Raw genomic sequence first — 15,176 nt, 5'->3', positions numbered from 1 at the left:
TCATAAAATAATGAAATGCTTTTACTCTGTGGGTGAATGAGGGGTCTCGAACCCCCGACCTCCGGAACCACAATCCGGCGCTCTAACCAACTGAGCTACAATCACCGTTTTTGCGTGTGCAAATATAGTACTTTATCGTTTAATTGCAAATAATTCCTTCAAAATTTTTGATTGCTATCAATTTTTCTGTCGTGAAACCTTCTGCAAATTCGACCCCAGACAACCTACCCAAATCCTGTGCTCTGTAGGTCAGGCTTTCTAAGAAATCTTTTGTTGCAATAGGTGTTATTGGTTCTTTAGATTCCGGATTATAAAACTGTGTTTTGTAAGCCAAACATGCTTCTATTTTCTGATCAAGAAATCCTGTAATATCCATTACAAAATCTGGCACAACATTTTTCCACTGGATATAATGGAAGATATGTTTAGGTCTCCAGACGCCCTGCAATTCTTTATTATCAAAAGTTTCAACTTTCTTTAGTCCGGCAAGAAAACATGCATCAGAAATCAGTTTTGCTGCTTTGGCGTGATCTGGATGTCGGTCATCTATTGCATTAGCTAAAACAATTTCCGGCTTGTACTTTCTTATTTTTTCTACAATTTTCAGTTGATAAAGTTCGGAATTGTTCAAGAAACCGTCTTTGAGTTTTAGGTTTTCCCTTACACTTATTCCCATTATTTTTGCTGCATCTGTAGCCTCCTGAGCTCTGGTTTCGGCAGTACCTCTGGTTCCCAGCTCGCCCTCGGTAAGATCTATAATTCCAATTTTTTTTCCCTCAGAAATTAATTTGATGATAGTTCCGCCACAGCCTAACTCTACATCATCCGGATGCGCACCAATAGCCAATATATCACATTTCATATTCAAAATATTTATACAAAATTAATAAAACAAAACTTCCCAATTTTATGGATTGGGAAGTTTCAGTTGTTCAATATTTTAGATTATTGATTAAGTGTCTTTTGTAATGCAAGTGCATCAGCATAAGTTGGATTAAGTGCCAATGATTTTGCAATATTAGCTTTAGCCTTTTCTTTATCGCTGTCTTTTGCTATAAAAGCAATAGCAAAGTAAGCATAAGACATAGTCTCTTTATTAGCTTCCTGATCGGCTGCTGGTTTTGCCATCAAAGTGTCAATATACTTCTGGTAAGCCGCTGAAGCTAATTCCTGACTTCCCGATTGCTGATAAGCATAACCCTGGCTATAATAAGCCGGCTCCCAAGTTGGAAGAAGCGTAATCATTTTTTGCCAAGTTAAAATTGCACCATTCCAGTTTTTGATATCCTGATAAGCCTGAGCCAATTTATAAAGTGCATCTGTATCCTGCGCATTTGCAGCTACTTTAGCTTTCAAAGCTTCAATTTCCGGAGATGTTCCGGCTGCATCGGCTGAAATACCAACTAGTCCGCCTTTAATTTTTGCTAATTCTTCGTCCCAGTTTAGAGTTTCATCTTTAGCAGTTTTTGCAAATGCTACTTTTTGTTTAGAAATAGCTTCCAATTCCGCTTTTTTAGCTGCATCTTTTTCGTCTTTAGCAAGTCCGGCTGCAATCAAACCTTGTAAACCCTCGTCTGAAGCTTGTACTCTGGATTTATCTGCCTGAGATAAGAAAGTATCCATACTTTGCTTAGCTTCCGCATATTTCGCTTCTCCGTATAAAATGTAAGCTCTTAATTTGTGCTTAATAGGATCGTTTACTTTGTCAAAAACAGAATCTAAAGTTGTTTTTGCATTAGCATAATCTTCATTAGTAAAATAAAGTTTTGCAATTTCTAACTGAGTGTAAGGATCTTCATCCGCATACTTTGTATAGTTGATCAAATTCTGAGTTGCTTCAGCATTCTTCTGATATTTGATATTGAAACCTGCCAAAGCTTTGTAAGCCGGAGCATAAGTTGGATCTACAGCAATTGCTTTATCGATGTTTGTTTTCGCTTGTTGCCATTGTTGAGCAGCAATCCAAAGTGTTCCTTTTCTTGTATAAACGGAAGCTTTATTTTTTGCTACAGCTTCTGCTTTATCGTATGCAGTCATTGCATTACCCGGATCTTTTTTGATTCTGTAAGCATCCCCTAAAGCATAATAGTAATTAGCTGGAACTCCTGCTTTTTGAGATTTCTCAACCGCTTTATTCAGGTAGGTGATCGCAAGATCAGGAGAACTGTTCTTTTCGAATAATGTCAAAGCCTCTCCAGCTCTGAAAAGTACCTCTGCATCTTTCTCTCTTGAATCTTTTACGATTTGCTGGATTTCTGTAATTGCAGCTTTATCTCCTTTTCCTAATTTGACAGCAGCCAAACCTAACTTGTTCAAATAACTTTTAGGATCAGCAGCAAGACCTTTGTTAAAACTCTCTGTTGCAAGATCAAAGTTCGGGTCGAATTGTGTTAAATATGTATTACCTAAGTAGAAATAATTGCTTGCTTCTTTAGGATTTTGATTAATAAGGTCTGTGTAATTTTGTTTTGCCTTCGCATATTTTTGGCTGTCTACAAAGTTGATCCCATCTTGTACAGATTGTGCAAAACTAAAACTAGTAAAAAAGCCTACCGCAGCTGTAACAACAATTTTTTTTGATAAATTCATTCTATTCTCTTTTTTCATTTTCTTAACTGATAAATTTTGGTTTTATCGACAATATTTAGACCAAAATATAAATTAAACTTTAAATCTTCTGTTAAATATATATTAAAAATTCAATTATTTCATGCGAACTTCTCTCTTGAAAATATTGTAAGGCTGAAGACCTTCTTTTTCAACAACGATCTGACCCAGTTGCTGGCAAGAAAACCTAATGAAACCATTCCCCAAACCGTAGTATGCCTCATTTGAAAGGAAATACAAAACTCTGGTAAATGGATACGTCATATCCTTCAAATTTTCGTTGGAAACGTCATAGATTTTATTATTCTTGACTACTTTAAGGACCTTCAACTCGCTTCTAAGCTTTTCTGCTTCCGTTCCGAATGGTCTGCTAATCGTATTATAACTTATAACGCCGATCTTATCAGGATAATTTTTAAGCTGTTCAGCTACATTTTCATTACCATTAATGATAGAAAATTTTAATTCTGACGGATCCTTTTTAAATTTTTGTGCAATGAAATTAAGATTACTGGAGTTGGTTCCGTCAAAAATTAATCTTTTTTTATCCGAATTCAATTCACTATAAATCTCTTCCATCGAAATTGATTCTAAGGGAGAATCCTTTGGAACTACAAATAGAACAGCATCTGCCGCAAATTTCCCCGGGAGCCAAGGCAAATCTATTTTTTTGTCGTAAGCTTCTTTTTCTTTCGTAGAAAGTTCTCTGGACATCACGACAACTCTTGCTTTTCTGTCCAGCAGATCCAATAATCCAAGATCTTCTTTCTTGATGACAACATTGATTTTTGTATCCGGATTGAGAGCGGTATATCTTTCTGCTAAAGCTTCTATAACACTCTTGAACGATTCATCTGTCTCGATTGTTATTTCTCCTTTGCTGGGAGTATCAATTTCTTTTGGCTTTTCTTTGGAACACGAGAAAGCAATAGCAAAAGCTGCTATAAATAGAAAAAGGATTTTTTTCATTTTAATTATTATTTTTAAGTGACATAATAGCCCTTACAATACGGAAAATACCATAAGCTATTAATAATCCACCTAACGGATAAGCCACATTAGGTTCTAAAATGACGATGAAGAATTTATATACGATAACGACAATTCCTAAAACAATGTAGAAAAGTCCGGTTATCAAAGAAAGCCAATTAAACATATCACAAATTTAATAAAAAAAAGAGAAGTTGTAATAACTTCTCTTTTATATAATATGTTACAAATTAAATCCTTATTGGAAATTCATTGTAACCGGGAATCTAAATCTAGATCTTACAGGCTGTCCATTAACTTTACCTGGAGTCCATTTTGTTTTGATACCTTTTACTGTAGATTCAGCTTCTCTGTTGAAATCTGAGTTAGGACCGGTTGCTTTTACTTGAGTCAAAGACCCATCTTTCTCAACAACGAATGTAATTTCAGTTTTCAAAGTACCTTCTCCTTCCAAACTTCCAGAATCAAAATTGTTACTGAACTTGGTTCTAAAAGAGTTAGTTCCTCCAGGGAATTCTGCATTTTGATCTACAGATTCATAAACCTCATTAGTTACAGGTTTTACTTCTGCTGCAACTCCTTTACCTGTTACAGGTGGTGGAGGTGGTGCATAAACCGGAGTCTTTACACCTTCCTGATTATTCAATCCTGTTGTCGTCTCCAATTGTTTTGTAATTGGCGGCGGTGGAGTTTCAATCTTTGGAGCCTTCTTAGGTTCCGGAACAACATTCTGAATTACTTCCTGTTTTTCCTCTTCTTTTGGTGGAGGTGGTGGAGGTGGTTCTTCTTCTTTTGGTTGCTCTATAATCGGTTCGTCTTCTAAAATTTCAACTAAGTTTGCATCTACCTCCACTTTATCTGCAGCATTCATTTGCTGAATCTTAAGATAAATAAGCGGGGAAACTGCAAGAAGAAGAAAAAAAGCTGTTCCAATCAAAAAAGACTTAGTAAGCATCCTGGAATATGCAGATCTTAGGTCATAAGCTCCATACTCTTTATTTCTATTTTCAAATACAATCTCATCAAGAGTTGGATTATATTTCAAATTATCTTCTGCCATTTTTATATTATTAAATATGTTACTTGTAGAGGATTATTCTCCTACTTTCTTTTTGTAAATAGCCTCTTCCCAAGGTTTGATATCGGTAACCCCATATCTTTCGTTTTTGGTAATAGCCATCTCATCAAGAATATCTACAAAGTTTTTATATACTGCATCGTCCGTCGGCTTGATAATTACTGTAAATTTTTCTTTATCAGATGCTCCGGCTTTTGCTCTCTCTATTACTTTCGTAATCCCTTCTCTATCAAAGTTAGTCTCAATAAGTGTCTGATCATTAAGACCAGCCTGATCCTGCTGATGATAGAATATCTTATTGTCTTTACCAATGATAAGTGAAATTGAATTATTCAATTTGATCTCTGTATCTGGTGGTTTCTGGTTTTCCTTCGGTTTTGCCGGAAGACCAAGATCCATTACATTAGGTTTACTAAAGGTTGTGGTAAACATAAAGAATGTAATCAAAAGAAAACCTAAATCTACCATGGGCGTCATATCTACGCGGGTGTTCTGCTTCTTCGAACGGACCTTGCCGCCTTTCCCGCCTTCGTCTTTTACTTGAACTTCTGCCATTTCTAAATAGAATTAATTAGATTTTTCTTGTGATGTGATCAACCAGAATTTAAGAAAATCAATATCTCTTAAACCTTCAAACAAACCTTTTACTTTTGGATACTTTGTAGTTACATCTCCTTTAATTGCTAACTTATAGTTAGGATTAACGGCTAAACTCTGCTGTACCCAATCGATTAATTGTTTGTTTGTACTATCCATTGGAATACCTTCTTTGGCTTTGAAAGATTTTTGTTTATCTTCTGGAAGATTCAAATAACTTTTAAGCTGTCCAATTGGTACTCCTATCGCCTGTACTTTTGTAAATGCTACTTTTTCCTGATTTGAAAATGCAGGAAGTCTGTACTTCGCAGCCATTTTATCAAGAAGCTGAATTCTTTCTGTCCCGTTTTCTACAGGTTGGAAATAGAATGTACCAGCTGGTGTAACATTTATCGTCATAAGACTTGCATCAGGAAGTAATTTCTCTGATATAGAAGAAGGCGGTTTTATTGACTCCACATCCGGTTTCTTGAACTGTGTGGTTAATATAAAGAATGTAAGTAGTAGGAACGCAACATCACACATTGCGGTCATGTCCGTAACTACTCCATGTCTTTTTGGTTTAATTCTCGCCATTATTATAAATGTCTTTGTTAACTAATTTATGAATTTGAAAATATAGTTTAAAATTATATTTTCGAAAATTTGTCTTGTAAGAATTTCTTAGTGAAATTCAGCAAAAGACTGTTGGATGCTCATAGAGATCTCATCGATCTTGTAAGTCAATCCGTCAATTTTAGACGTAAAGAAGTTATAAAGGATAATTGCGATTGCAGAAGTACCAATACCTAAAGCTGTATTCATCAAAGCCTCGGAGATACCGATTGATAATGCAGCAGCATCAGGAGTTCCACCTCCACCACCTAAGGCAGCAAATGCTCTGATCATCCCGATTACCGTTCCAAGTAGTGCTACCAAAGTTGCAACTGTACCTAGTGTAGAAAGGATCATCATGTTTTTCTCCAACATTGGCATTTCAAGCGTAGTAGCTTCTTCGATTGCTTTTGTAAGCGCAGCCATTTTTTGTTCTTTGTCCAGTGTAGTATCTTTAGCTAATGCTTTGTAAGTCGTAAGACCTTCTTTTACAACATTACCTACAGATCCCTGTTGTCTGTCACACTCTTCTAAAGCTTCGTCAACTTTGTTTTGGTTTAGCAAACTTCTAATTTTCAAAACAAAATTATCAACGCTACCATTTCCAGCTGCTTTGCTTAAAACAAATGCTCTCTCGATAGCAAAAACAATCACTGTGATCATGAATGTAATAAGGATAGGAACGATAAATCCTCCCATATATACCATTCCCAGACCATGAGGATGCAATTCCTTACTTTCGATATCTGCGAAAGCAACAGAAGGCACACCATCAATACGTGGATCAGCAGTAAAGTTTGATGGGTTACCACAAACAAATAAATAAATGGCAATACCTATTAATAATAAAATAGGAATAATTACCGCAGGATTAAGACCTCCTTTTTTCTTAGCAATCACTTGCTCATCCGTGTTTGAAACATTCATTTCCATATTAAAACTAAATTATAATTGTTAAATTTTATTTTGTAAAATAAAGTCAAATTATTTAAAAATGCAAACTAAATAATCTTACTTTTTGTTTTTTTTGACAATGCAATCGAGACCGCATTCATATATTATTAAAATTAAACTGATATTTTATGAATTTATTATCAATTCTTCCAATCAATAGAAAATAAACATAAAATTTAAGCTTTATTTTTATTTTAATTGATTTAATAATAACCAAAGTAATATATAATAAATTTTTGTTAAATTTTTAAAATCCCCCTTTTCATTGCTTACTTATGAGACAATATTAATGATTTTCTTGGGAACAAAGATGAAATTCTTAACCGTTTTTCCATCCAAGTGTCTTTTTGCATCCTCATTTTCCAAAATAATTCTCTCCACCTCATCTTTTCCAAGGTTAGCGGCCAATTTTATCTTGAATTTCATCTTTCCGTTAAAACTTACAGGGTAATCTATCTCATCTTCTACAAGATAAATTTCATCAAGAATTGGAAACTTCTCGAATTCGATAGACGAGTTATTTCCCAGCAAATTCCATACCTCTTCGCAGATGTGTGGCGCATAAGGCGAAATTATTATTGCTAATGGCTCAAGAATCGCTCTTTTATTACATTTTAATTTCTGTAACTCATTGACTGCTATCATAAATGATGACACCGAAGTATTGAAAGAAAAATTCTCAATATCAAAAAGCACTTTCTTGATTAATGTATGGAGAATCTTGAATTCCGCTTTCGTTGGCTCTTCATCAGAAACTTCAAAAGTATCACCGTTGAAATACAAGTTCCAGAATTTCTTCAGGAAACCGTAAACGCCGCTAAGACCTTGCGTGTTCCAAGGTTTGGATTGTTCTAATGGACCAAGGAACATTTCATATAATCTTAGTCCATCGGCTCCATATTCATTACAAATATCATCTGGATTGACGACATTGTATTTTGATTTGGACATTTTTTCGACTTCACGGTCTGTGATATATTTTCCATCTTCCAGAATAAATTCTGCATCCGCATAATCTGGCCTCCAAGTTTTAAAAGCTTCAGTATCTAATTCGTCGGTTGTTCCTTTTAATAAAGAGACATCGACGTGAATTTTTCTTATTTCAAAACAATCAAAAATGAACTTATCATTTTCAGAATAAATTATCCCTCTTGCAGAACAAAACTTTTCAATAATATAATGTTCAACAACCTTTTTTAATTCTTCTTCTGATTCTTTTTCAAATCCTTTACTTAAATATACAACTCCATCATCAATTACAAAATCCTCCTCATTAAGTCCTGTAAGATTTATATTCCCTATTGAAATTTTACCATCAAACTTGATTTCATTTACAAACGCACTCATCCCCAAAATCATCCCTTGATTAATCAACTTTTGGAAAGGCTCGTTTTGCTCAATATATCCTCTGTCTTTCAAAAACATATTCCAAAAACGGGAATATAACAAATGTCCTGTTGCGTGCTCGCTTCCTCCGATATACAAATCCACTTGTCCCCAATAATCGGTCAGTTCTTTTTTAGCAAAAACTTCGTCATCATTTGGATCCATATATCTAAGGAAATACCAAGAACTTCCTGCCCAACCTGGCATTGTTGATAATTCTAATGGGAAAACTGACTTATCATCAATCAAATCTGTATCAACCACTTTCTGATTCGCCTCGTCCCAAGCAAATGTTTTTGCATTTCCTAGTGGCGGGTCGCCGTCTTCTGTCGGTAGATATTTTTCAACTTCAGGAAGTTCCAAAGGCAAAGCGGAATTTGGCAAAGTGTAAGGCATTCCATCCTTATAATATATAGGAACAGGTTCTCCCCAATATCTTTGTCTTGAGAAAATCGCATCACGCTGTCTGTAATTCGTTGTGCCGTGACCGATTCCTTTGTTTTCGATTTCAGTAATTATTCTTGCTTTCGCATCATTGTAATTTAGACCATTTAGAAAATCAGAATTCACGCAAACCGAATCCTTAGAATCGTACGCTTCTTCCTGAACATCCACATCAGATTCTACAACCTTGATGATTTCCAAATTGAATTTCTTCGCAAATCTATGGTCGCGCTCATCGTGCGCAGGAACCGCCATCACAGCGCCAGTTCCGTAACCCATCAACACATAATCCGAAATATAAACCGGAATATTCTTCCCAGTAAACGGATTGATAGCGTAACTTCCCGTGAACGCACCACTCACGTTTTTCACGTCAGCCATTCTATCACGTTCTGTTTTTTTGGAAGTTTCTTCTATATATTGGTCAACCTCAGCTTTTTGTTCCGGAGTTGTTAAATTCTGAACCAAAGGATTTTCCGGCGCCAAAACCATAAAGGTTGCTCCGAAAATAGTGTCAGGTCTTGTGGTGAAAACTTCAATGGTTTCTCCATTTTCAGTTGCGAATCTTACCTGCGCACCCTGAGATTTCCCAATCCAATATTCCTGAGCGTCTTTCAACGGTTGTGGCCAGTCCAAAGTTTTCAACCCTTGCAACAATCTTTCCGAGTAAGCAGAAATCCTCATACTCCACTGCATCATTTTCTTTTGAAAAACTGGATAACCACCTCTTTCGGATTTTCCGTCTTTTATTTCGTCGTTCGCTAAAACAGTTCCCAATGCCGGACACCAGTTTACAGTTGTTTCCGCACGGAAAGCGAGACGGTAATTTAATAATATTTCTTCTTTTTCAATTTCAGTTTTATTTTTCCATTCTTCTGAAGTGAAAGCTAATTCCTCATTTTGATTGGCATTCAAACCTTCCGTTCCTTTTTCCTCAAAATGTTTGATTAAGGTTTCGATAGATTCCGCCTTGTCCGTATCTTTATTGTACCAAGAATGAAACAACTGAATGAAAATCCACTGTGTCCATTTATAATAAGAAGCGTCCGAAGTTCTCACTTCCCTGCTCCAGTCAAATGAAAAACCAATTTTTCTTAATTGCTCTTCGTATCTCGTAATATTTTGCTCAGTTGTAATCGCCGGATGCGTTCCGGTCTGAATCGCATATTGCTCAGCAGGAAGTCCAAAACTGTCATAACCAACCGGATGCAAAACATTAAAACCCTGATGCCTTTTGAATCTCGCATAGATATCCGACGCGATATATCCCAGCGGATGACCCACGTGAAGTCCAGCTCCGGATGGGTACGGAAACATATCGAGGACGTAGAATTTCGGTTTGTCGGTTGAGTCGGAAGTCTTGTAAGTTTGGTTGTCTTCCCAGTATTTCTGCCACTTTTTTTCTATCTGCTGATGGTCGTAAAACATTCTATAAAGTAAGAATTAGTAATGAATAATTTTTTTAAGATTCACAAAGTTAAGATTTTGGAATAAATAGACAATTTTAAATTTTTACGTTCACTTTCAACAATAATAATTATTTGGGCGCCTTTATCCGTCCTCCGTTCCCACTTTTTTATTTTTTCCAAGCCTTTGCCAAAGCAAAAAAAATAAAAAGAGCTCCACTCAGGCCGGGGCGCAGATTCAATCTTCGAATCAACAGTTGTTGTAAGAATGAAAATTTAATTCCGAAAGAAATCATTTTTGCATATAAATGATGTGTAGAAAAGTATCGCTTCTACGGAGCTCAATGCCATTTTACTCTAAATTTCTACAAACATCTCGCTCCTCTGGAGCATACATTTATTAAGACTACATAATACAGATTGAACTAAAGCATTGTTTAATATAAAATCCTCAAGTTTAATGAGTAAGGAAATATTTACTCCGTAGGAGCAAAATGTTTGTAGTAAGATAATATACTACCATACATCAGAGCTCCGTAGGAGTTCAATCTCTCATAACCAATTTAAATCCAAAATTCAGTTAGTTGCGGAATTTCACAGGCAATGCAAATTATTTATCTTTGTAAAAAATCGCAAGTGCCGGAAATCTCAATCATCACACCGAGTTACAATTCTTCAAAATATCTGGATGAAACCATTGCTTCTGTCCTCAATCAAACTTTTCAGGATTGGGAATGGCTGATTACTGATGATTGCTCGACTGACAATTCTGTAGAAATCCTACAAAGGCAAAACGACCCGAGAATCAAAGTTTTCAAAGCGGAGAAAAATGGCGGTGCGGGTCACGCAAGGAATATCTCTTTGGAAAATTCTACCGGAAGATTTATCACTTTTTTGGACGCTGATGATTTTTGGGAACCGAATTTCCTCGAAGAAATGGTTAGCTTTATGAAATCTGAAAATGCAGAATTAGCCTATTCAACTTATTCACGTTGCGACGAAAATCTGAATCCTACAATTGGTGATTTCGAAGCGGACACAATTGTTAATTTTAATAATCTTTTGAAAACCTGCAGATTGTCTTTATTGGCGTCGATGTATGATTCCAAAAGAGTGGGGAAATTCTACTTTCCGGAAGGTACAAAACGAGAAGACCACGTAATGTGGCTGGAACTTTTGAAAAAAATACCGCAAGGAAAACCTTTGAAAAAAACCTTATCAAAATACAGAATGTTGCCAAACAGCGTTTCCCGTAAAAAAACGAATATTATGAAAGACCAATATTTAGTTTACAAAGATTATATGAAATTCTCGACTGTAAAATCGTTGTATTACACGGCGAATTGGGCGTTTAACGGTTTTATCAAATATTCAAAAATCTTCAATTAATGGAATATTCAAAAGAATTCAAGCAGGCTTTGAGCGAGTTTTTGCCGGCCGAAAAAGACAAATTGATTTTCCGATTGTTGAAGAAAGACAAATTGCTTTCCAAGAAACTCTATTTCGAATTAATTGACCTTGAAAAGGTTGATGAAAAACGAGATGCGATGGAAGAAAACATCCGTGAGAAAGTTTCGTTGGCTTCAAAATACATTGCGAATCAAAAATATTTCCTTGTCCTCATCAGGAAAATAAGTGCGGAAATCACAGAGCACGTGAAAATCACGACGGACAAATTCGGTGATGTTTCTTTGAATTTATTTTTAATCAATGAAATCTTGGAATACAACGAGAAACTTGGAACTCAAAGATTTGACAACGTTTACAAACTTTACATTTATCTCATCAATAAAATCTTCAAAGCCTTGACCTTAACCAAAAAACTGGATGAAGATTACTGGATGGAAATCGATGAATTCTTGGAAAATCTGAATGAGAAAATCGATGGGAATATTTATTTTCAGAAACTTTGCACCAACAACGGCTTAGATTTCAATTGGCTGAAATGTGAGAATATTCCTGACCATTTTGAATTGATTGTGAAAGGAATTAAGAGTGAAGGATTTTTGAGGTAATCTTTTAACCACAAAGACACCAAGCTTTCCACAAGGAACACAATTAAGCTTTTTAGAATCAAAATAGCGAGCCTTGTACAAAAACTTTGTGAACCTTGTGTTTAAGACATAATTTTCCTCAAAATAATCTCCGTAGAATTTGGCTGAGACTTCACAAAATCCCCTGCATTTTTCGACATTTCTTTGAGGTAGGAAACTATGCCTTCTTCGGCTGACAAATCTTTTTTCATCACTTCCTCGATGAATGCGGCCGCAGTCACAAAATCGTCAAAATGCTTCCCGCCTTTTGCTGTAACCAAATCATCTGCCTCCGGATTTTTCTGATATTGATTTCCGAAAATTACGGGAACAGAATAAACCGCCGCTTCCAGAATATTGTGCAATCCAGCCGAATGAAATCCACCGCCAACAACCGCCAAATCTGCATAAGAATACAATTTGGAAAGTTTCCCGATGCTGTCGATGATTAAAATTTGATAATTCGAAGTTTGAAGCGTTTGAGAATTGGAAAGTGAACTGTAAAGAATCGCATTTGGAAATAATTTTAACAAATGTGGAACACGTTGCAAATCGTGAGGTGCGATGGCAAACTTGATTTCGGGAAGTTTTTTGACCAAAAGTTGGGCGATATCTTCCTCGGTTTGCCACGAACTTCCAAAAACAATCAATTTCTGACTGTCTTTGAAATCTTCTATGAAATCCAGATGATTGTCTCTGTCCAAAAATTGTTTCACGCGGTCAAATCTTGTGTCACCGGAAACTGAGGAATTTGTCAATCCAATATTTTTTGCCAAAGCCGAAGATTTAATTGTTTGATGAAAAAACCAATCGATGTTATTTTTCAATTGTTTCGCAAACCATTTTCCGTAGTTTTCAAAAAAGATTTGATGTTCGTAAAATAAAGCCGAAATGACGTAGATTTTTGTCCTTCTATTTTTCAGTTCGTTTAGCAGATTGTACCAATAATCGTATTTTACGGTGAAGAAAATCTGACAATCGAAGCTGGAGACAAATTCCTGAACGTCCTTCTTTTTATCGAAAGGCAAATAACAAATCGCATCCGCTATATGTTTTTTCTTCTTCACATTTTCGTAACCAGATGGCGAGAAGAATGTGATTAAAACTTTATTATCCGGGAATTGTTCTTTTAGTTTTTCGAGAACTGGCAGACCTTGCTCGTACTCGCCTAAGCTGGACGCGTGCATCCAAAGCACTTTATCCTCGGGAATAAAAGCATTTCGCACGATTTCCACAGATTGTTTCCTGCCTCGGATTCCTTTTTTGGTTTTGGAATTGACGATTGAAAAGACCTTCATCCCGAAAATCATCAGGCGGACGAAAAGATTGTATAGAGATTTCATCTTTTATTTTTCTACTGCAAATCTATCATTATTTGTGGAAGGATTGGATATGACCAAGAATTCCAAATCATTTTCTGTATCATTTTCTATCAGATGAATTTGATTTGGCAAAATGTGAAACCCCGAATTTTCAGACACTTCAAAAATATTTCCGTCTTTGTGAAATTTTGCTTTTCCTTTGAGAATAAAGAAGAATTGTTGTGCGTTTTTATGAAAATGTAATTGTTCTTTTGTTTTTGGAGGCATCATTTCCTGTTTTACAGAAAGGTTTTCTGAGTTCAATAAAACCCAGCTGTCACAATTGTTTCCCCAAATGTAATGCTCGGAATTTTCTTTTGAATTCATCCAGTGTTTGTTTTTTGATTTAGACAAATTTAAAAATTAGAAATTACTAATACGTATTTTTGTCATTCTGAAAGAATCTCAACAGTATAGATTCTTTCAGAATGACAAAATATTGTGTTTCTATGTCGAATGTTGATTCGAAGTTGAAACCCGCAGCCCGACTTGAGTGGATCTCTTTTTTGGATTGGGAAAGGCTTGGCAAAAAAGCGGGAACGGAAGGCGGATAAAGCTGCCCAAATCGTCATTCTCATTAATTGAAATCTGCCAAATTCTAACTTGTTGAAAATTATTGTAAAAAAGTTTTCAAATACTTGTGGAGCAAAATAAAAGCTGTATATTTGCAATCTGAAAATTTAATAGTAATTACGAACTAAATATATTAGTGATGAGTAAAAGAACATTCCAACCATCTGAGAGAAAAAGAAGAAACAAACACGGTTTCCGTGAAAGAATGTCTACACCAAACGGAAGAAGAGTGTTGGCAGCTAGAAGAGCGAAAGGCAGAAAGAGCTTAACTGTTAGTGCATCTCGCGCTAAGAGATAATTTCTTCAAAAATTATCATATACAAAAAGTGTCTGAACGTTGTTTCAGACATTTTTTGTTGTTAAAATTTCCCAAAAGTATAGCCAAAAAATAAGTTTTTGCTATTTTTGATTTTCACAACCTTCAACTTGAAATTATGCCGCACAGAAACGACCCGGGAGTAGATATTATAGATTTGAGCAACGCAAAGATTGTTCAGAAAAACTTCACAGTCCTGAATGATGTTGACCTTCATATCAAGAAAGGAAAATTCTGCTACCTTATCGGAAAAACTGGCTCTGGAAAGAGCTCTCTTTTGAAAGTGCTTTACGGACAATTGCCTCTACAAGGTGGAAGCGGACAGGTTGCCGGTTTCGATTTGAAGAAATTGAAGCAATCTGAAGTTCCAAACCTGAGAAGAAAATTGGGAATCGTTTTCCAGGATTTTCAGCTTTTGCCGGACAGAAATATTGAGAAAAATCTTCTTTTTGTTTTACAAGCTACTGGCTGGAAAGACAAATTGAAAATGGAAGCAAGAATTGATGAAGTTCTGTCCAGTGTTGGAATGAAAACCAAAAAGCACAAAATGCCACATCAACTTTCCGGAGGTGAACAACAGCGTGCTGCGATTGCCAGAGCGCTTCTGAATCATCCAGAATTAATCCTTGCGGATGAGCCGACTGGGAATCTTGACCCAGAGACTTCAAACGATATTATGACGCTTCTGAAGAACCTTGCGGAGGAAAACCATTGCGCTGTTGTGATGGCGACGCACGATTATCATATGATTCAGAATTATCCTGGTGAAGCGATTCGTTGCGAGAACGGACAGGTTTCTGTTTTGGATACGGCGGAACTTTTTGAATAAAAAAAATC

The 15,176-nt window shown here is 35.9% G+C and carries 16 protein-coding genes and 1 tRNA gene; 5 read left to right on the top strand and 12 right to left on the bottom strand.

Annotation, left to right across the window (positions count from 1 at the left end):
• Positions 1-30 precede the first annotated feature (30 nt).
• The 10 genes from OPU68_RS14525 to OPU68_RS14480 form a co-directional block, all read right to left on the bottom strand.
• A tRNA-His gene (locus OPU68_RS14525) sits at positions 31-106 on the bottom strand.
• A 33-nt stretch (positions 107-139) separates the two neighbouring features.
• Complete coding sequence (gene bshB1 / locus OPU68_RS14520) at positions 140-862, bottom strand: bacillithiol biosynthesis deacetylase BshB1 (RefSeq protein ID WP_498474681.1); 723 nt, start codon at positions 860-862, stop codon at positions 140-142.
• Between the two features lie 83 nt (positions 863-945).
• Positions 946-2,589, bottom strand: a complete 1,644-nt coding sequence (locus tag OPU68_RS14515) for a tetratricopeptide repeat protein (protein WP_498474680.1) — start codon at positions 2,587-2,589, stop codon at positions 946-948.
• A 114-nt stretch (positions 2,590-2,703) separates the two neighbouring features.
• Positions 2,704-3,576 carry a PstS family phosphate ABC transporter substrate-binding protein gene (locus OPU68_RS14510; protein ID WP_498474679.1) on the bottom strand — a complete coding sequence of 291 codons (873 nt, stop codon included), beginning with the start codon at positions 3,574-3,576 and terminating at the stop codon, positions 2,704-2,706.
• Between the two features lies 1 nt (position 3,577).
• Positions 3,578-3,763 (bottom strand): C4-dicarboxylate ABC transporter, encoded by a 186-nt coding sequence (locus OPU68_RS14505; protein WP_498474678.1) that lies wholly within the window; start codon positions 3,761-3,763, stop codon positions 3,578-3,580.
• 72 nt (positions 3,764-3,835) lie between these two features.
• Positions 3,836-4,657, bottom strand: coding sequence for an energy transducer TonB (locus OPU68_RS14500; protein WP_498474677.1), 822 nt, complete (start codon positions 4,655-4,657; stop codon positions 3,836-3,838).
• Positions 4,658-4,690: 33 nt separating this feature from the next.
• The gene (locus OPU68_RS14495) at positions 4,691-5,230 is read right to left on the bottom strand and encodes an ExbD/TolR family protein (RefSeq protein ID WP_498474676.1); all 540 of its coding nucleotides are present in this window, start codon (positions 5,228-5,230) and stop codon (positions 4,691-4,693) included.
• Between the two features lie 12 nt (positions 5,231-5,242).
• The gene (locus OPU68_RS14490) at positions 5,243-5,848 is read right to left on the bottom strand and encodes an ExbD/TolR family protein (RefSeq protein WP_498474675.1); all 606 of its coding nucleotides are present in this window, start codon (positions 5,846-5,848) and stop codon (positions 5,243-5,245) included.
• Positions 5,849-5,935: 87 nt separating this feature from the next.
• Positions 5,936-6,799, bottom strand: a complete 864-nt coding sequence (locus OPU68_RS14485) for a MotA/TolQ/ExbB proton channel family protein (protein ID WP_498474674.1) — start codon at positions 6,797-6,799, stop codon at positions 5,936-5,938.
• A 294-nt stretch (positions 6,800-7,093) separates the two neighbouring features.
• Positions 7,094-10,078: a leucine--tRNA ligase gene (locus tag OPU68_RS14480; protein ID WP_498474673.1), complete on the bottom strand. Its 2,985-nt coding sequence runs from the start codon at positions 10,076-10,078 to the stop codon at positions 7,094-7,096.
• 614 nt (positions 10,079-10,692) lie between these two features.
• On the opposite strand from OPU68_RS14480, the gene OPU68_RS14475 reads away from it, so the two are divergent.
• Complete coding sequence (locus OPU68_RS14475) at positions 10,693-11,445, top strand: glycosyltransferase family 2 protein (protein WP_498474792.1); 753 nt, start codon at positions 10,693-10,695, stop codon at positions 11,443-11,445.
• Positions 11,445-12,071 (top strand): deoxyuridine 5'-triphosphate nucleotidohydrolase, encoded by a 627-nt coding sequence (locus OPU68_RS14470; protein WP_498474672.1) that lies wholly within the window; start codon positions 11,445-11,447, stop codon positions 12,069-12,071. The genes OPU68_RS14475 and OPU68_RS14470 overlap by 1 nt, the downstream gene beginning before the upstream one ends.
• Before the next feature lie 101 nt (positions 12,072-12,172).
• Here OPU68_RS14470 and OPU68_RS14465 read toward each other — a convergent pair whose 3' ends face one another.
• Positions 12,173-13,432 (bottom strand): 3-deoxy-D-manno-octulosonic acid transferase, encoded by a 1,260-nt coding sequence (locus OPU68_RS14465; protein WP_498474671.1) that lies wholly within the window; start codon positions 13,430-13,432, stop codon positions 12,173-12,175.
• Positions 13,433-13,435: 3 nt separating this feature from the next.
• On the bottom strand, positions 13,436-13,777 hold the full coding sequence (locus OPU68_RS14460; protein WP_498474670.1) for a cupin domain-containing protein: 342 nt from the start codon (positions 13,775-13,777) through the stop codon (positions 13,436-13,438).
• A 101-nt stretch (positions 13,778-13,878) separates the two neighbouring features.
• Between OPU68_RS14460 and OPU68_RS14455 the strand changes: the two genes are divergently transcribed.
• The 3 genes from OPU68_RS14455 (at position 13,879) to OPU68_RS14445 (ending at position 15,168) form a co-directional block, all read left to right on the top strand.
• Positions 13,879-14,004, top strand: a complete 126-nt coding sequence (locus OPU68_RS14455) for a hypothetical protein (protein ID WP_498474669.1) — start codon at positions 13,879-13,881, stop codon at positions 14,002-14,004.
• Between the two features lie 158 nt (positions 14,005-14,162).
• The gene (gene rpmH / locus OPU68_RS14450; protein WP_007843334.1) at positions 14,163-14,321 is read left to right on the top strand and encodes a 50S ribosomal protein L34; all 159 of its coding nucleotides are present in this window, start codon (positions 14,163-14,165) and stop codon (positions 14,319-14,321) included.
• 136 nt (positions 14,322-14,457) lie between these two features.
• Entirely contained in the window at positions 14,458-15,168 is a 711-nt protein-coding gene (locus tag OPU68_RS14445) for a cell division ATP-binding protein FtsE (protein ID WP_034969772.1), read from the top strand.
• Positions 15,169-15,176 lie beyond the last annotated feature (8 nt).

The organism is Chryseobacterium sp. TB1-D10 (assembly GCF_059803555.1).
Note: the sequence above shows the minus strand (reverse complement) of the source record. Positions and strands in the feature narration are given on the sequence as shown.